17 protein-coding genes are annotated in these 15,897 nt (G+C 61.2%); 11 read left to right on the forward strand and 6 right to left on the reverse strand.

Annotated elements, in window-relative coordinates:
* Positions 1 to 114: 114 nt before the first annotated feature.
* From dnaX to DVJ77_RS12500, 4 genes are all read left to right on the forward strand, one after another.
* The gene (dnaX, locus tag DVJ77_RS12485) at positions 115 to 1,821 is read left to right on the forward strand and encodes a DNA polymerase III subunit gamma/tau (protein WP_114845851.1); all 1,707 of its coding nucleotides are present in this window, start codon (positions 115 to 117) and stop codon (positions 1,819 to 1,821) included.
* A gap of 52 nt (positions 1,822 to 1,873) precedes the next feature.
* A complete protein-coding gene (locus DVJ77_RS12490) occupies positions 1,874 to 2,197 on the forward strand; it encodes a YbaB/EbfC family nucleoid-associated protein (protein WP_114845852.1) in 324 nt (107 codons plus the stop codon).
* A 94-nt stretch (positions 2,198 to 2,291) separates the two neighbouring features.
* Positions 2,292 to 2,885: a recombination mediator RecR gene (recR, locus tag DVJ77_RS12495; RefSeq protein WP_114845853.1), complete on the forward strand. Its 594-nt coding sequence runs from the start codon at positions 2,292 to 2,294 to the stop codon at positions 2,883 to 2,885.
* 38 nt (positions 2,886 to 2,923) lie between these two features.
* On the forward strand, positions 2,924 to 3,268 hold the full coding sequence (locus tag DVJ77_RS12500; protein WP_114845854.1) for a histidine triad nucleotide-binding protein: 345 nt from the start codon (positions 2,924 to 2,926) through the stop codon (positions 3,266 to 3,268).
* Between the two features lie 56 nt (positions 3,269 to 3,324).
* Here the strand turns inward: DVJ77_RS12500 and DVJ77_RS12505 are convergent, their stop codons facing one another.
* The 6 genes from DVJ77_RS12505 to DVJ77_RS12530 form a co-directional block, all read right to left on the reverse strand.
* Entirely contained in the window at positions 3,325 to 3,906 is a 582-nt protein-coding gene (locus DVJ77_RS12505) for a Slp family lipoprotein (protein WP_114845855.1), read from the reverse strand.
* Between the two features lie 490 nt (positions 3,907 to 4,396).
* A complete protein-coding gene (locus DVJ77_RS12510) occupies positions 4,397 to 6,373 on the reverse strand; it encodes a transglutaminase TgpA family protein (RefSeq protein WP_114845856.1) in 1,977 nt (658 codons plus the stop codon).
* A 10-nt stretch (positions 6,374 to 6,383) separates the two neighbouring features.
* Entirely contained in the window at positions 6,384 to 7,319 is a 936-nt protein-coding gene (locus DVJ77_RS12515) for a DUF58 domain-containing protein (RefSeq protein WP_225427998.1), read from the reverse strand.
* A 43-nt stretch (positions 7,320 to 7,362) separates the two neighbouring features.
* Positions 7,363 to 8,304, reverse strand: a complete 942-nt coding sequence (locus DVJ77_RS12520; RefSeq protein WP_114845858.1) for an AAA family ATPase — start codon at positions 8,302 to 8,304, stop codon at positions 7,363 to 7,365.
* Positions 8,305 to 8,452: 148 nt separating this feature from the next.
* Complete coding sequence (locus DVJ77_RS12525; RefSeq protein WP_114845859.1) at positions 8,453 to 9,052, reverse strand: Maf family protein; 600 nt, start codon at positions 9,050 to 9,052, stop codon at positions 8,453 to 8,455.
* Between the two features lie 3 nt (positions 9,053 to 9,055).
* The gene (locus DVJ77_RS12530) at positions 9,056 to 9,514 is read right to left on the reverse strand and encodes a hypothetical protein (protein WP_318530920.1); all 459 of its coding nucleotides are present in this window, start codon (positions 9,512 to 9,514) and stop codon (positions 9,056 to 9,058) included.
* Positions 9,515 to 9,681: 167 nt separating this feature from the next.
* Between DVJ77_RS12530 and DVJ77_RS12535 the strand changes: the two genes are divergently transcribed.
* The 7 genes from DVJ77_RS12535 to acpP all read left to right on the forward strand — a co-directional run bounded on the left by DVJ77_RS12535 (position 9,682) and on the right by acpP (position 15,692).
* Positions 9,682 to 10,164, forward strand: coding sequence for a YceD family protein (locus DVJ77_RS12535; RefSeq protein ID WP_114846098.1), 483 nt, complete (start codon positions 9,682 to 9,684; stop codon positions 10,162 to 10,164).
* Between the two features lie 18 nt (positions 10,165 to 10,182).
* The gene (rpmF, locus tag DVJ77_RS12540) at positions 10,183 to 10,377 is read left to right on the forward strand and encodes a 50S ribosomal protein L32 (protein WP_114845860.1); all 195 of its coding nucleotides are present in this window, start codon (positions 10,183 to 10,185) and stop codon (positions 10,375 to 10,377) included.
* Between the two features lie 156 nt (positions 10,378 to 10,533).
* Positions 10,534 to 11,508: a beta-ketoacyl-ACP synthase III gene (locus tag DVJ77_RS12545; RefSeq protein ID WP_114845861.1), complete on the forward strand. Its 975-nt coding sequence runs from the start codon at positions 10,534 to 10,536 to the stop codon at positions 11,506 to 11,508.
* 223 nt (positions 11,509 to 11,731) lie between these two features.
* Positions 11,732 to 12,679, forward strand: coding sequence for an ACP S-malonyltransferase (gene fabD / locus DVJ77_RS12550; RefSeq protein WP_114845862.1), 948 nt, complete (start codon positions 11,732 to 11,734; stop codon positions 12,677 to 12,679).
* A 68-nt stretch (positions 12,680 to 12,747) separates the two neighbouring features.
* Complete coding sequence (fabG, locus tag DVJ77_RS12555) at positions 12,748 to 13,491, forward strand: 3-oxoacyl-ACP reductase FabG (RefSeq protein ID WP_114845863.1); 744 nt, start codon at positions 12,748 to 12,750, stop codon at positions 13,489 to 13,491.
* A 181-nt stretch (positions 13,492 to 13,672) separates the two neighbouring features.
* On the forward strand, positions 13,673 to 15,247 hold the full coding sequence (locus DVJ77_RS12560) for an ArnT family glycosyltransferase (RefSeq protein ID WP_114845864.1): 1,575 nt from the start codon (positions 13,673 to 13,675) through the stop codon (positions 15,245 to 15,247).
* Between the two features lie 202 nt (positions 15,248 to 15,449).
* Positions 15,450 to 15,692, forward strand: coding sequence for an acyl carrier protein (gene acpP, locus DVJ77_RS12565; RefSeq protein WP_114845865.1), 243 nt, complete (start codon positions 15,450 to 15,452; stop codon positions 15,690 to 15,692).
* Positions 15,693 to 15,897 lie beyond the last annotated feature (205 nt).

A 15,897-nucleotide genomic window follows, 5' to 3' on the forward strand; every position in this document is an offset into this window, starting at 1 on the left:
CGTCTTTCGCCCCATATCGGTCGTGTATCGACATACACTCTTTCGTTCTTCCTGGTCCCGTGCGCAATCTGTTCCCGGTGCGGGCTACCGGATGTCATGAGTAGGCTCTAACGCATGTCTTATCAGGTATTAGCGCGCAAATGGCGCCCTCGCAAGTTCGCCGAACTCGTCGGGCAGGAGCACGTCGTGCGTGCGCTCACCAATGCGCTCGACACCGGGCGCATGCATCACGCTTACCTGTTCACCGGCACGCGTGGTGTCGGCAAAACCACCATCGCACGCATTTTCGCCAAGTCGCTCAATTGCGAGCGCGGCGAGTCGGCCGACCCCTGCGGCGAGTGCGCCGTGTGCACCGCAGTGGATGCTGGCCGCTTCGTGGATCTGTTGGAGATCGATGCGGCCAGCAATACCGGCGTGGACGACGTGCGCGAGGTGATTGAAAACGCGCAATACGCACCGGCGCGCGGCCGCTTCAAGGTGTACCTGATCGACGAGGTGCACATGCTCTCCAAGCCGGCGTTCAACGCGCTGCTGAAAACACTGGAAGAGCCGCCACCGCATGTGAAGTTTCTACTGGCCACCACCGACCCGCAAAAGCTGCCGGTCACGGTGTTGTCGCGCTGCCTGAAGTTCAATCTGAAGCGACTATTGCCCGACCAGATCTCCGGCCAGATGCGGCACATTCTCGGTGCCGAGAATATCGCCTATGAAGAGCCCGCTATCGGTGAGCTGGCGCGCGGCGCCGATGGCTCCATGCGCGACGGCTTGTCTTTGCTCGATCAGGCCATCGCCTACGGTGGCGGTGCCCTGCATCTGGACGATGTGCACGCGATGCTGGGCAGTGTGGCGCGCGGGCAGGTGCTCGGCGTGCTCGATGCGTTGGCTGCGGGTGACGGCCAGCAGTTGATGGCCGAGTGCACGCGCATTGCTTCGTTTTCGCCGGATTTTGGTGGCGTACTGGATGATCTGGCCAGCGTGCTGCACCGAATCCAGTTGATTCAACTGGTGCCCGGCTATCGACCCGAGGACGGCGACGCCGATGACAGCACGATCATCGCGTTAGCCGAGCGCCTTGCGCCCGAAGATGTGCAGTTGTATTACCAGATCGCCACTGCCGGCCGTCGCGATCTCGCACTGGCGCCGGATGCGCGTACCGGTTTCGAGATGGCCTTGCTGCGCATGCTGGCGTTCCGCCCGCTCGATGGCGGCGGTGAGGCGCCGCGTAGCGAGCGGGCAGCGAGTGCGCCGCCGCCGCGCACGGCCCCTTCGTCGACAGCGGCGGCATCGCCGGCGCCCACGCGCGCCGCGCCGCCGCCGATGGTCGAGCGTTCAGTGCCGGCGAGCCGCCCCGATCCCGTACCGCCGCGCGCCGAATCGCTTGCCGCACCGGCGGCCGAGCCTCCGGTACGGGCTGCGATTCCGCGCGATGCATCCGGCTTGCCGCATTGGGAGACCTTGATTGAGCAGGCAGGCTTGCGCGGGCCGCTGGGTCAACTGGCGCAAAATGCCGCTTTACGGGAGCGTGATGGTCAGACCCTGGTCATGGCGCTGCAGGCGGCCCATATGCACTTGGCGGTCGAGCCGATGGTGAGTCAGATGGAAGACCGCATTAGTCAGGCCCTGGGTGAGCGCATTCGTTTGCGTTTCGTCGGCGATCAACAGATTGCCGGGCACACGCCGGCTGCACGCGCGGCGAATGCTCGCGAGGCAGCGCAATCGGCGGCCGAACAATCGATTGAGGGTGATCCGCTGGTGCAGTCGCTTAAGCGCGAGTTTGGCGCGCGGGTGTTGCCGCAGTCGGTTAAACCCTTCGAATCCTGAAGCGAAATTTTTAAACTCGTCACTTGAACTATCTGAACCTGGAGTCAAGCTCATGAAAGGACAAATCGGCCAACTGATGCAGCAAGCTCAGCGCATGCAGGAAGACATGAAGCGTGCGCAGGAAGAGATTGCCAGATTGGAAGTTACCGGCAGCTCAGGCGGTGGCCTGGTCACCGTGCTGATGACCGGTGCGCACGAGGTGCGGCGCGTGCAGATCGATCGCAAGCTGTTTGCCGACGATCCTGAGATGGCCGAGGATCTAGTCGCCGCCGCTGTCAACGACGCGGTGAACAAAGTGGCTGAGGTGAGCAAGGGCAAGCTCGGTGGCGTTACCGCCGGGATGAATCTGCCGCCCGGCTTCAAGATGCCGTTTTGATCTTTAGCGGGGCGTACCGAGGTGCGCGAGAGCAACGAAGCGGCCATGCCGTGATCGCGCATTTCGGTGCGCTCCTGCCATCCACGATGGACCTATGAGCAAGCTCCTCTCTGATCTGATCGAAGCCTTGCGCTGCCTGCCTGGAGTGGGCAATAAGAGTGCGCAGCGGATGGCTTTTCATTTGCTGGAGCGCGAACGCGAGCGTGGTCTCAAGCTGGCCAGCACGCTGGAGCAGGCCATGCGCCGCATTGGCCATTGCAGTCGCTGCCGCAATTTCAGTGAGGAGTCGGTGTGCGCTTTATGCGCTAACAGTAGCCGTGACCGGCAAGCGCTATGCGTGGTCGAGTCTCCGACCGACCTGGCGGCGATCGAGCAGGCGACCGGCTATCGGGGGCAATATTTCGTATTGCTCGGCCGACTATCGCCACTCGATGGCTTAGGCCCCGAGGAGCTGGGTCTAGCTCAACTGAGTGAGCGCCTGGCCGAGGGCGAGATCGAAGAGATGATTATCGCCACCAATCCCACCGTAGAAGGTGAGGCCACCGCGCATTATCTGGCCCAACTGGCGCACGCTGCCGGTGTGAGGCCCAGCCGCCTGGCGCATGGCGTACCGTTGGGCGGCGAACTTGAGTACGTCGATCGCAGCACGCTGGCGCATGCTTTCGGCAGCCGGCATACGCTGAGCTGACTTCGGACAGAGTCTATTTACATGCAAAGGAGCAAGGCATGAGCGACACCATTTTTGGCAAGATCGTCCGCCGCGAGATTCCAGCCGATATCGTTTATGAGGACGATGATGTACTTGCTTTTCGCGACTTGAATCCGCAAGCGCCGGTGCACGTTTTGTTTATCCCCAAGCGCGCGATTGCCACGCTTAATGATGCCCATGCCACAGATGCCGAATTGCTGGGCAAGCTGCTACTTGCCGCTGCGGGCTATGCCAGACGCGAGGGCTTGGCCGAGCAGGGCTACCGCACCGTCGTCAACTGTAACGAGCATGGCGGCCAGACGGTGTTTCATCTGCATGTGCATCTATTGGCTGGCCGCCGGATGCATTGGCCGCCGGGCTGAGTGAGTTGAGACCACATGAAAACGCCGGCATAAAGCCGGCGTTTTCATGTCGCAGATTATCTGCGCGGTGGCGGCGGCAATGGCCGCGGTACCACGATGACTCGCGGCTGGTACCAGAATGGGTCGCCCCATGGGCCCCAGTACGGTCCAAAACCCGGACCCCAGAATGGGTCGTAATAGCCCTGCGGGTAGCGCACGGCGACGCGCTTGGGCCACAGGTAAACCACGTCGGCTTCGACGCGGGGATAGGCGTAGTCGTATTCACCGACTTTCTGCGACACCGTGCCGTGCAACGTGCCGGTGATGGTGACCTCGCGTCCGCGGGCGAACACTTCGGGATCGTAGAAGCCACTGCGGCAGGCGACGAAACGGCCCTGATTTTCCGCTGTATTGCCTGAGGTCGGTCGTGCTTCGCTATCGAGCGGACGCGACAGCAGGTAGAAGCAGGTCTCTTGTTGGCCGGGCTCGGTCTTGATGATCTCGCCGCCCCAGCGCACCTTGGCGCCACCTGCGCCACCTTGTTGGGCCGCGGTACTGGTGATGTCGGTATAGGTACCTTGCAGCGGCTGGGGAATCGTCACGCAGGCGGCCAGGGACGCAGTGACGGCTGCCAGGGCAAGGGGTTTGTACATGGACATGAAAGCTTTCTCCATCGTGGGGCGGATGTAGGCGTGTCCGCGGTTCAGCGTCGTTTGACCATACGTTGCGGTCAGAAATTCCGTACAGCTTGCTTATGTTAGAGGCGGCAATTTTGAAGGAGGTTCATCATGCACGTAACGCAGGTCGAGGTAAGTCTCCAGCAGTCTTTCAGGTTCGTCCTGGCGGCCCAGCTCAGGTGAAACTGCCATCCCTCGCTATGCCTGCGAGCTATTCCAGGCGGGCCAGTTCCGTTCAAGCACACGCATCGCAGTGTACCGCGCATCTGTACGGCAACCGAGCCGGCGCGTCTAAACCAAATCGGCTGCCGCAAGTTGCCGCTATGCGTCGGTCCTGGTAACGCCTTTGCGCCGCTAATGGTTGACGATGTCCCATCGGCGCCACCGTTCTGGAATCGATTATTTGGGTATCAGACAGATTGCTCACGGAGCGCTGCCGTGGATCGGCTCCGCCCGCGCCGCTGCGAATGAGTCAGGTGGATGTGCGTCGTGGACGGAAATTCCTGGCGGCTTTTTGAAAGGCTTTCAGCGGTTCAGTAGGAGGCTCGTCATGGGCGTAACGCAGGCTGAGATAGGCATCCATCAGCCTTTCGAGTTCGCGGCGCTGATGCGGCAGCGCCCTGGCAGCTCGGCTCAGGTAGTGCTGCGGTCCTTCGCTAAGTCGGCGAATCACCTTGACGCGGGCGAGTTTCCGTTCAAGCGTGCGCATCGCCGTGGATAACGCGTCCTGGCGGCGTCGACGCCATAGGGCCCAGGCCAAGCCGACGGCCGCGAACAGCACGCAGGTCACCGTCAGTAGCAGGCTTAGTGTGGTCGTATCGGTGTCGCGGATACCGAAGGGGACAAGTAATCCACGCTGGCGCAGTGCGTCGAAACCGATGATGCCTTCGTTCCACCAGTGGTTGACGATGTCCCATCGATTGCGCAAGTTTTGTAGCCACTGATTGCGGTACCAGCTCGCTTGATCTCCGGTCGCGGCGGCCGCACCCAGGCTGACTCGTTCGGGTCGTACGGCTGCGGTGGGATCCATGCGCACCCAACCTCGGCCAGCCAGCCAAACTTCACTCCATGCATGGGCATCGGATTGGCGTACCAATAGATAGTTGCCGAGTGAGTTCCAATAACCGCCCTGGTACCCGGTAACGATACGGGCAGGGATGCCGGCGGCGCGCATCAGTACGGTGAACGCCGATGCGTAGTGTTCGCAGAACCCTTCGCGCGTAGTGAACAGAAAGTCGTCCATCGCGTCGCGCCCTAACGGTGCGGGCGACAGCGTATAGCGGAAGTTATCGTTGTGAAACATCGTCAGCGCCTGCTGCACGATGGCTGCGTCGTTCTTGCCGAATTGTTGCCGCCATTGAGCTGCCAGGGCGCGCGTACGCGGATTGAAGTCTGCGGGTAGTTGCAGGCCGCGTCGTTGCTCGCGGTCGTCCAGCTCTGCTTGCAAGCGATAGTGCAGGGCTGAACGCAGGGAGTAATTGAGCGCCTCGTTGACGGGCTTGTCGGCAATCAGCTCGCGATCGGCACTTAGCCTGGCCTGGGCAGGCGCGGCGAGCGGCACATCGAGTGCGGGCAGCACGCGTTGGTTGCTGGCCTCCAGGCTGATGCGGTAGGCGATCGAATCGGCACTTTCGACGGTGGCGGGCGGGCGCGGGTCTCCCATGTAATCCCAGCGGCGACCGTCGTAGCGCCACATGACATAAGCACGGAAATAGCGTTGTGCGGGTGCTGGTTGTGCGTCATCGAAACTTACCCGCAACGCGGGTCGGTCGTCGGTAAGCAACTCGGCAAAGTCGCCGGGTGACATCTGCTCGCTGAGGCCGGTGCGTGCCTGCGGGGTCGGCGGCGTAGCCCACAGCGGCGAGTTCAGCCGCGGAACCAATACGAAGGCGAACAGCGTCAATGGCAGCGATGCCGCCAACAATCCGAAGGCCGGCAGCAGTTCGCGCGGCATCGTAGTAGCCATGCGCGCAGGTTGTAGCGCGCGCAGGGCGGCTAATGCCGGCAGCAGGCCTAGTGCGACCCCTGCGGTGACCAGCATGCTTTGATTGAACAGCAGTGCCGCCATCAAGGCGAAGCAGGCGAATGCCATGCTGACCTGTGCATCGCGCGGTGTTTCGGTCTCCAGCAGCTTGAGTACCAGCAGCCCCACCGCAAGCGCCGTGCCGGGCTCGCGGCCGAAGATGCTGTGGTACTGAAAAATCACCGCCATGGTCAGCAAGCCAAGCAAGGGCAGTTTGAGATAGGCCGGCGCGCGGCCTGGCCATCGTCGCCGTTGCCACCAGCGCAGGCCGAGTATCAGTGCCAGCGCACTACTCAGCCATATAGGCAACTGCGGCATGTGCAGGGCCAGCACCACCGCCATGGTCAGGCAGATGAGATCGAATGCGCGGATATCGATAGTGGTCTCGCCAAGGCGTGAGCGACTGAGCATGCGTGGCCACTTCATATGGACACAATCATGGCAGTCGCGCCAATGCGTTCATGCAGCAGGTGTAATGCGCCTGCCCAATGCCGGAGGCGATCTCTTCCTCGGGCAGCCAAAGGCTGCTGCGCCGGCCTTTGGCCTCGGCTTCGCCGAGCCAGCGTGCCAGGCGGGCGATACGCGCTTCGTGATCCAGCGCAGACAGTTGGCGCCAATCCAGGCGCCACGCCTCATGGCCTTCCGGTTGTTCGAAATCCTTCACCAACAGGCTGTGATGACGGGCGCTGACCTTCCAGGCGATATGTCGCAATGGATCACCTGGACGATAGTCGCGTAGTGCCGCTAGATCTTCGCCGTGATGCAGGCGCCGGCGATGTAGGTCATCGGGGGGTTGTGACGGTGGCGGGCCATGGGCTTCGGGTCGCGGCCACACTAGCGATGACTGTTGCGGATACAGCCAGCTCCAGGATCGAAACAGGCCGAGCGGCCAACTCGTCCATAACTTGATGCGCGGCAATGGTTGCCATCCGCGTTGTGTGGTGGCGAGCGAAAACACCACGCGCGTGCTGTCGCCGGGAGCGATCGCGAAAGCCTGGGTTTGGCCGTCCACCTCAAGGTAGACCGCTTGATGCATGCGTCCGGCACTTTGCATATGAAATTGCAGTGTCAGCGGCTGACCGGCGATAGCGTGGCCAGCTTGAATCGTGGTCAGGCGCAGGCCATCGAGGTTGCGAAAGGCGATCAGCATGCTTGCCGTGCTGGCGGCGCCGAGCAGGCAGGTGAGCAATAGCGCCGCGTTGTTGGCATAGTTCAGCGCACCCACCAGCATCACCGTCAGCAGTACAGTGAAGCCCAGGCCAAAGCCGGTCGGCACGATATAGATGCGGCGACGATGCAGCTCGATCGGCAGGCTTTCAGGGCGGCGATAGCGAGTGAGTGCAGGCAGCCGGCGTTCGGCCCAGGACTGCATGCGGCGGATAGCGTCCACGCCCAGGTCCATCAACCGCCCCCCATCAATCTACCGCGACCTCGGCTAACAGGTTGCGCGCTAGCGTGTCGCCGCTGGCGCCCCGTGCCGGCACCAGTCGGTGCGCAGCCAGTGGTACGAACAGCGCCTGGATGTCTTCCGGCAGCACATGAGTACGGTTGCTCAGTAGTGCCCACGCGCGCGCGGCGCCAAGTAGAGCCAGGCCGGCACGAGGCGACAGGCCCACGCGGATATCGCCATGGCGACGGCTGGCAGCGAGCAGGGCTTGTAAGTAATCAAGCAGAGCCGAGCTCGCGGTGATGGTCTGTGCTTGTTGATGCAGCGCGGCCAGCCCGGCGCCGTCCAGTTGAGGGTGCAACTGCGCCAGTAGATCGCGGCGGTCGCTGCCGGTGAGCAGGGCGCGCTCGGCGGTGCTATCTGGGTAGTCCAGCGAAAGTCGCAGCATGAAGCGATCGAGCTGGGAATCGGGCAATGAAAACGTGCCGTTCAAGTCGAGCGGGTTTTGCGTGGCGACGACGAAGAACGGTTGCGATAGCACATGCGTCTGGCCATCGACGGTGACCTGGCCTTCGGCCATGGCCTCCAACAAGGCACTTTGTGTTTTCGGGGTGGCGCGATTGATTTCGTCGGCCAGCAGCAAGCCGGTAAAGATCGGGCCTGGGTGAAAACGGAACGTACCGGTCTCGCGCTCGTAGACACTGACTCCGATAATGTCCGACGGCAGCAGATCGCTGGTGAATTGCACGCGCTGGAAATCCAACGCGAAACTGGCCGCCAGTGCATGCGCCAGAGTGGTTTTGCCCACGCCCGGTACATCTTCCAGAAGCAAATGACCGCCGGCGATCAGGCAGGTGAAGGCGAGCTTGATCTGGCGCGGCTTGCCAAGCAGCACGCGATTGACCTGCTCCATCGCGGCGTGCAGGCGTGCATGTAGGGTTTCATCGCGGAGGGCAGTGATGGCGGACATAGTGGGTGGTAGCCGTTGGTGGCGCAGTGAACGCTTTCCATGCGTGATGAGGTCAGTGTAGCGAGCGCCGCAGTGCGCTGGCGAGACGCCATTATCGTTGTGCCAGTTGCGCTACTGCCTCATTGTTTTTTGTGCCCCGTTCCCCGCTTCAGGGCAGTGCGATACCCACCTGTCGCAGCAGCCGCGCAAGGGCGATCAGCGGCAGGCCGATCAATGCACTGGGATCTTCGTTGTCGACGCGTTCGAACAAGCTGATGCCGAGCCCCTCGCACTTAAAGCTGCCGGCGCAATCGAGCGGTTGCTCGCGCTCGACATAACGGGCGATTTCATCGGCATCCAATGGACGAAAACGCACGCGCGTGTGGTCGACGTGGGTATGGCGTTGACCGTCGCGGGTGTCGAGCAAGCACAGCGCCGTATGGAAATGCACCTCGCGACCGGAGCTGGCGGCAAGTTGAGCGCGGGCGCGTTCGATCGAACCTGGTTTGTCCAGCATGTGGCCATCGAATTCGGCGACCTGATCGGAGCCGATGACCAATGCGTTGTGCTGACCTGCAGCTACCACCTCAGTTTTGGCGATGGCCAGGCGCAAGGCTCGCGCAGGCGGAGTTTCGCCTGGCAGCGGTGTTTCATCCGTGCCGGGTGCGTATTGTTCGAAGTCGGGCAGTAACCGGCGCAGCAGTTCAGCGCGATAAGGCGAGGTGGAGCCGAGGATCAGGCGTGGGGGAGTCGGGCTTGGAGTCGGCATGGCCTAGGGTTCGCGTCGGATATGTTCGCGCACGGCGTTATCAAGCGCGTGTTGGGCTTGGTTCAGTCCGGTGAGCAAGGGTTGCAGGCGTTGGCGTGCCGCACTCATGGTTATAGCGGCCTCGTCCAGCTCTTGCTGGGTCGCGCGGGGGGCCTTGTCCCGAATCCAGATCCGCTGCTGTAGCAGGGAGCGCAGGCCAGCATCGATGGCGTGCCGCGCCTCCTGCTCGCCGGTCGTGGGCAGGTCTGGGTTGAGCGACATCACGGCATGCGCCTGCTGCAGTCCGGCGCGGCAGGTTTTCAGGTCGCTTTCCAGCCGATCGGCCAGTTCCAGCAGTTGTCGCACGCTGCCAGCCCGGCGATATGTGCGTTGACGGTAAAACAGGGTTAGGCTTGCCAGGGCTGCCAGTAAGATGAACAGTAGAGCCAGGCCGAGTGTCAGATGGGTATTCACGGAGGACATGTCGGCTCAAGGGCGTAGGGCGGCAGTCTGCCGCATGCGCTCGAATCAGGCAAAATACCAACCTTTGTGGCATGTGAAGGCCCGCGGTAGTTGACTTAAGGCGGCCACAAACCTAGAATTTCTCGATTATGTCCGTGACACTGCCAGAGTCCGTGGACGCTTGGCGCATGGTTTCGGCGCAGCGTTCGTTCCAAGGGGTATTACCCATCACCACCTTCCAGCGATTGGGCGAGGTGTTGGCGGGTACCGATGGCACGGCTCAGTTCGAGTTGGATTTTGGCCGCGATGAGTTCGGTACGGCGTATCTTGACGTTCGCGTCCAGGTGCCGCTGACGCTGATTTGCCAGCGTACGCTAGAGCCATTCGTGCTGCCGACAACGGTAGAGAGCCGTCTCGGGCTGATTAAGTCCGAGCGTGAGGAGTCGGCCTTGCCGCCGGGTTGCGAGCCTTTGCTGGTCGCCGAAGATGGCAGGTTGAATCTAGCGGATGTGATCGAAGACGAATTGCTGTTGGCGCTGCCGCTGATTCCGGTTAATCCGGACAGTACGTTGCCTGACGAAGTAGTGGGTCCTGGCCCGGAGGAAGAGCTCCCCAGCGAGGATCGTTCCGATAACCCGTTCGCGGTTTTGCGCGAACTCAAGAAACAATGATTTAGCTGGAGACCCGCCATGGCCGTTGCCAAGAGCCGCAAGACCCCGTCCACCCGCGGCATGCGTCGTTCGCACGATGCGTTGAAGACCGTGCAACTGTCCACCGACCCGACCAGTGGCGAGGTGCATCTGCGCCATCACGTCACCGCCGACGGTTACTACCGTGGCAAGAAAGTCATCGAAACCAAGACCTCGGTGGTCGAAGAAGATTAATCGTTCCCGTAAGGGATACGGTTCCGCAAAACGGCGCGGCAACGCGCCGTTTTGCGTTTAAGCGTTCATAGAACGTAACTTTGCAGCTTCGGCGAGAACGGCCATCAGGGGTGATGGGTGGTGCGTTTGCTTCGCCAACCCTCAGATGGATCGTTCATGGCTCAGATTTATGCCCGCATTACCGGCACTGGCAGTGCGCTCCCAGAGAAGGTGCTGACCAACGCTGACCTTGAGCAGTTTGTCGAGACCAGTGACGAATGGATTCGTACCCGCACAGGCATCCGTCAGCGCCATGTTGTCGCTGAGGGCGAGACTACCGGCGATTTATCCTACCGGGCGGCGCAGATCGCGCTGGAGGCGGCCGGGGTAAAGGCTTCCGAGCTGGATCTGATTGTGCTCGGTACGACGACGCCCGACATCATTTTTCCGTCCACCGCGTGCCTGGTACAACACCGGCTTGGCGCCAACGGCTGCGCTGCGTTTGACGTCAATGCCGCTTGCTCGGGTTTCGTCTACGCGCTCGGTATCGCCGACAAATTCATTCGTAGCGGTCATTCGAAGAAAGTGCTGGTGATCGGTGCCGAGACCTTGACTCGCATGGTCGATTGGACCGAGCGCGAAACCTGCGTGCTGTTCGGCGATGGCGCCGGCGCAGTTGTCCTTGAGGCATCCAGCGAGCCGGGCATCTATGCCACGTGCTTACACGCCGATGGGGCTTACAAAGATCTGCTGTACAACCCCGTGGGCGTGTCGGCGGGCTTCAACGATGAACCGAATCACGGTGTGCGCATCCATATGTCCGGCCGTGAAGTCTTCAAGGTCGCTGTAAAAACGCTGGACTCCCTGGTTGAAGAAACATTGCAGGCCGCCGGTATGGAGGCTTCGCAAATCGACTGGTTGATTCCCCATCAGGCGAATTTGCGCATCATCGAAGCCACCGCCAAGCGGCTGAACATGCCGATGGAGCAGGTGATCGTGACGGTGGACAAGCACGCGAATACATCGTCGGGTTCGGTGCCGCTGGCGTTGGATTATGCGGTGCGCTCGGGTAAGGTGCAGCGCGGTCAGAACCTGTTGCTCGAAGCTTTCGGTGGCGGGTTTACCTGGGCTTCGGCGCTATTGCGCTATTGAGCCGAGATGGCAGAAAGTAGCCGAGCTTGCCCTTGGCATGACATACAGGAAAGCCGTGCAAATGCGCGGCTTTCTTCGTTTGAAAGCAGGTGTGCGATGTCTCGTTCACCTGCATAAGAGCCTGTCTAAAGTCGCGTAACAGCCGCCGATGGGTCCAATACGGCTGCGTACGGCTGCGGATGCTGGCACCATTCCCGCTTTAGCTTACGGAAATCTCGTCTCCATGACTCAAGTCGCCGCATCGCTCGCTTTCGTTTTTCCGGGCCAGGGCTCGCAAGCCGTTGGCATGCTCGCCGAATTGGCCACGGTCCATACCGAGGTGAGGGCGGCTTTTGACGAGGCTTCGGCTGGCGCAGGCGCTGACCTGTGGACGCTTTCGCAGCAGGGTCCAGAGGTCGAGCTCAATGCGACACAAAACACCCAGCCAGCTTTGCTGGCGGCGAGCGTTGCCGTGTGGCGCGTATGGCGCAAACTCGGCGGTGCCATGCCCGCACAGTTTTCTGGCCACAGCCTGGGCGAATACAGCGCATTGGTTTGTGCCGACGCGTTGTCGTTGCATGATGCGGCGGCCCTGGTTGCCGAGCGTGGCCGCTTGATGCAGGCCGCCGTGCCCGCCGGTGTTGGTGCGATGGCGGCGATACTTGGTGGCGACGATGCACAGATCGCACAGGTCTGTGCCGAGATGGCCCAGGGGCAAGTAGTGGCGCCTGCGAATTACAATTCACCGGGTCAGTTGGTGATTGCCGGTAACGCCGAGGCGGTGGATCGCACGCTGGCTCGCTTGGCCGAATTAGGCGTCAAGAAGGCCATCAAGCTGGCCGTGTCGGTGCCTTCGCATTGTGCATTGATGCGCGATGCTGCCGAGCTTTTGGGCGAGCGCATGGCATCGATCGCCTGGCAGCAGCCGACTGTGCCGGTGGTGCAGAACGCCGAAGCCAAGGCTTACGGCAGCGTAGACGATATTCGCGCCGCATTGCAGCGCCAGTTGTATCTGCCGGTGCGTTGGACCGAATGTGTCCAGGCACTTGCCGCGGCCGGTGCCACCCGTGTCGCCGAGGCTGGCCCCGGCAAAGTGCTGACTGGCTTAATCAAGCGTATCGATAAGAGTGTCGAGGCGCGTGCCATCGGTACACCGGCAGAACTGGATGCAGTTCGTGCTGAATGGGTTTGACCCGCCGTACTCCCATCCGATTCCCGATTCCCGATTCCCGATTCCCGCTTTCCTGAGGAAACCAACGAATGAGTAAACCATTGCAGGGTGAGATCGCCTTGGTCACCGGCGCCAGCCGCGGTATCGGTGCGGCTATCGCAGACGAACTGGCTGAGCAGGGCGCGACCGTCATCGGTACGGCCACCAGTGAATCGGGGGCCGCGGCAATCGGTGCACGGCTTGCCGGGCAGGGTGGTCATGGTCGTGTCTTGAACGTCACCGACGGCGCGGCTGTCGATGCGTTGATCGACTCGATCGGCAAAGAGTTTGGGCCGGTCTCGATCTTGGTCAACAACGCGGGTATCACTCGCGACCAGCTACTGATGCGTATGAAAGACGACGATTGGCAGGCCATTATCGATACCAACCTCACTTCGGTATACCGCACCTCCAAAGCCGTTATGCGCGGCATGATGAAGGCGCGTAAAGGCCGCATCATTTCGATCGCCTCCGTAGTAGGCGTTACCGGTAACCCGGGACAGGCCAACTATGCCGCGGCAAAGGCCGGCATCATCGCGTTTTCAAAGTCACTCGCACGCGAAATCGGCAGTCGTGGCATTACGGTGAACGTGGTCGCGCCCGGCTTTATCGATACCGATATGACGCGCGCGTTGCCTGAAGAGTCGAAACAGGCGCTGCTGGGGCAGATTGCCTTGGGCCACCTGGGCCAAGCCCACGACATCGCCAAGGCGGTGGGTTTCCTGGCATCGCCCGCGGCGGCCTACATCACCGGCGAGACGCTGCACGTTAACGGCGGCATGTACATGCCGTAACGAGGGCTTTCAAGGGGGCGATGTTTTGTGGGAGATGCCTGTAACTGAGGTCGCTCCCGCAGCATCGCTGCCTTTCACATTTTGAGCAGGCTCAGCGGGGTAGGTTCGGTAAGATTTTGTCATATGGCTTTTGTAGAGTTGCGCGCTCTTAAACCTAAGTACGGCCGCTGAAACTTCATCTATGAACGCCCTGGACCGATTGCGTGCCGGCCTGAGTAGTTCCCCCTGGCTGGCTATATGGCTGCTGTTGCCTCTACTAGGCATCCTTCCCCCGGTGCCAGTGGACGAGACCCGTTATCTCAGCATCGCCTGGGAAATGCGCCAATCGGCTGAGCTGATCGCCCTGCATCTCAATGGGTTTCCCTATTTCGACAAGCCGCCGCTGCTGTTCTGGTTGTTGAACTTGAGCTGGAGCCTGTTTGGCGCATCGCTATGGACCTCACGTGCCATGGTGGTGTTATTTGGTGCCGGTTGCATTCGCCTACTGACCTTGATCGAGCGGCGTCTTGCCGGTGTTGAGGCACAACAGGCAGGGTGGCTATTGCTTGGATGTGTTTATTTTTTGTTGTTCTGCGGGGCGGTGATGTTCGACATCGTCTTGTGTTTCTTTGTGCTGTTGGCGTTTCTTGCGGTGATCCAGTGGGTGCAAGGCGGCGATTGGCGTGCGTTGGTACTGCTGTTTGTGGCCAGCGGCCTGGGCATGTTGACCAAGGGGCCGGTGTTGTTACTGCACTTGGCCGGTCCGATGCTGCTGGCGCGTTGGTGGGCGCCGGTAGCGTCAAAGCCTGGTTGGCAGCGCATCGGAGCGATGCTCGCGATCACCCTGCTTTCAGGTCTGCCAGTGCTGTTTTGGGCGTTGGCGGAGGTGCGTCACCTTGGTGCCTCCGATGCGCATGAATTGTTGGTGACGCAAACAGCGGGGCGGGTACTCGACAGCTTTGCGCATAATCGAGCGTTCTGGTGGTATTTGATGTGGTTGCCGTTGATTGTGCTTCCTTGGCCGCTGGTTCTGCGTTGGAAGCACGTGCGCGGCGCCGCCAGCGAGAGTTTGCATTCAAGTGCCGGCCGCTTTGGATTCTGTGCGGTCGTGCCGGCATTGATCGGTTTTAGTTTTGTCAGTGGCAAACAGTTGCACTACCTGTTGCCGCTATTTCCGGGTGCGGCGTTGCTGCTTGGCGCGATGTCGCGAGCTGAGCCCAGCTTGCTTTCACCACTGCGGCTGCTGGGCCTGATGGTGCTGATCGCTGGCTGGCTGGCCTGGACGATTCTTCGCCCTGAAGGCATGCATCAGAACTTATCCATGCCATGGGGGATGATCGCGTTGGCTCTGTGCATGCTTGGGTTGGCCGTGCTGTTGTTGCGACAGGTTAGAGGGGGCACGGAGCAGCGCGCGGCACTGGTTTCTTTGCTGCTGACGATGGCTTTGTTGCCGGTGATGCGTATACAACTGGCCGATGGCGCGGACGTGCGCGAACTTGCGCAACAAGTCGTCGCTCTGCGCCAGCAGGGCGTGCCGCTTGCCCGCGTCGGCGATGAGCCGGGGTTACTCACTTTTTTTGCGCGCTTACCAGAGCCGCTGCCCACCGCGGGCGATCCGCGGCAATGGGCGCAGCAACATCCGCAAGGCTTTTTGCTCATGTGGTCCGCGCACACCGCACCACCGCCCGATCTCCAGGGCCGAGTGTGGGTGGCTAAGGGATGGGTGGGTTTACGGCCGGCTACGGCCTGGCTGCCACGAGCCGTCAGTACGCGCTGATTGGCCTTTGGCTACGCCACTTCTGGGGGGTTGTCGCCAGCGGCCGCTTTTTAGGCGACAATTAGCCCTTCGCGCCGGCTCGATAGGCTGCGCTTAACCAGGACCATGGCGGCCTCAGAGCTTAGCCATTACAATCCGCCGGCCTTGCCGGGCACAGAACCGGCGTAGATAAGCAATTTTCCCCTTGGGAGGTATTGGCAACATGAGCACCATCGAAGAGCGCGTCAAGAAAATCGTCGTCGAGCAGTTGGGCGTGAAGGAAGATGAAGTCAATGCGAACTCTTCGTTCGTGGACGATCTGGGCGCAGACTCGCTGGATACTGTTGAGCTGGTGATGGCTCTCGAAGAAGAATTCGAGTGCGAGATCCCCGACGAAGAAGCCGAGAAGATCACCACGGTGCAGCAGGCTGTCGATTACATCAAGGCTCACACCGAGAAAGCATGATCGATCCGCAAGTGAGCTGGCGCTTGATGCGTGGCGCTCACTACGAAACGATACCGAAAGCTGCGCCGCCTTGGCGCAGTTTTCGTTTCTGCATTTCGCAACGTCCGACCCCGTATGGTTCGCAGGATGCGAGCCGTAGAGGGCACGATGACGTGGCCGCGACAAGCGTGGAACGGTTGCCGCTTAAGGCAGCGCCACGGAACCA

The sequence above is a fragment of the Dyella tabacisoli genome (assembly GCF_003350925.1).
Classification (GTDB): Bacteria; Pseudomonadota; Gammaproteobacteria; order Xanthomonadales; family Rhodanobacteraceae; genus Dyella_C; species Dyella_C tabacisoli.

What these genes read in the sequence shown, in the direction of transcription:
- dnaX (WP_114845851.1), top strand. Translation starts at nt 115, where the DNA reads ATGTCTTATCAGGTATTAGCGCGCAAATGGCGCCCTCGCAAGTTCGCC.
- DVJ77_RS12490 (WP_114845852.1), top strand. Translation starts at nt 1,874, where the DNA reads ATGAAAGGACAAATCGGCCAACTGATGCAGCAAGCTCAGCGCATGCAG.
- recR (WP_114845853.1), top strand. Translation starts at nt 2,292, where the DNA reads ATGAGCAAGCTCCTCTCTGATCTGATCGAAGCCTTGCGCTGCCTGCCT.
- DVJ77_RS12500 (WP_114845854.1), top strand. Translation starts at nt 2,924, where the DNA reads ATGAGCGACACCATTTTTGGCAAGATCGTCCGCCGCGAGATTCCAGCC.
- DVJ77_RS12505 (WP_114845855.1), bottom strand. Translation starts at nt 3,906, where the DNA reads ATGTCCATGTACAAACCCCTTGCCCTGGCAGCCGTCACTGCGTCCCTG.
- DVJ77_RS12510 (WP_114845856.1), bottom strand. Translation starts at nt 6,373, where the DNA reads ATGAAGTGGCCACGCATGCTCAGTCGCTCACGCCTTGGCGAGACCACT.
- DVJ77_RS12515 (WP_225427998.1), bottom strand. Translation starts at nt 7,319, where the DNA reads ATGCAGTCCTGGGCCGAACGCCGGCTGCCTGCACTCACTCGCTATCGC.
- DVJ77_RS12520 (WP_114845858.1), bottom strand. Translation starts at nt 8,304, where the DNA reads ATGTCCGCCATCACTGCCCTCCGCGATGAAACCCTACATGCACGCCTG.
- DVJ77_RS12525 (WP_114845859.1), bottom strand. Translation starts at nt 9,052, where the DNA reads ATGCCGACTCCAAGCCCGACTCCCCCACGCCTGATCCTCGGCTCCACC.
- DVJ77_RS12530 (WP_318530920.1), bottom strand. Translation starts at nt 9,514, where the DNA reads ATGTCCTCCGTGAATACCCATCTGACACTCGGCCTGGCTCTACTGTTC.
- DVJ77_RS12535 (WP_114846098.1), top strand. Translation starts at nt 9,682, where the DNA reads ATGGTTTCGGCGCAGCGTTCGTTCCAAGGGGTATTACCCATCACCACC.
- rpmF (WP_114845860.1), top strand. Translation starts at nt 10,183, where the DNA reads ATGGCCGTTGCCAAGAGCCGCAAGACCCCGTCCACCCGCGGCATGCGT.
- DVJ77_RS12545 (WP_114845861.1), top strand. Translation starts at nt 10,534, where the DNA reads ATGGCTCAGATTTATGCCCGCATTACCGGCACTGGCAGTGCGCTCCCA.
- fabD (WP_114845862.1), top strand. Translation starts at nt 11,732, where the DNA reads ATGACTCAAGTCGCCGCATCGCTCGCTTTCGTTTTTCCGGGCCAGGGC.
- fabG (WP_114845863.1), top strand. Translation starts at nt 12,748, where the DNA reads ATGAGTAAACCATTGCAGGGTGAGATCGCCTTGGTCACCGGCGCCAGC.
- DVJ77_RS12560 (WP_114845864.1), top strand. Translation starts at nt 13,673, where the DNA reads ATGAACGCCCTGGACCGATTGCGTGCCGGCCTGAGTAGTTCCCCCTGG.
- acpP (WP_114845865.1), top strand. Translation starts at nt 15,450, where the DNA reads ATGAGCACCATCGAAGAGCGCGTCAAGAAAATCGTCGTCGAGCAGTTG.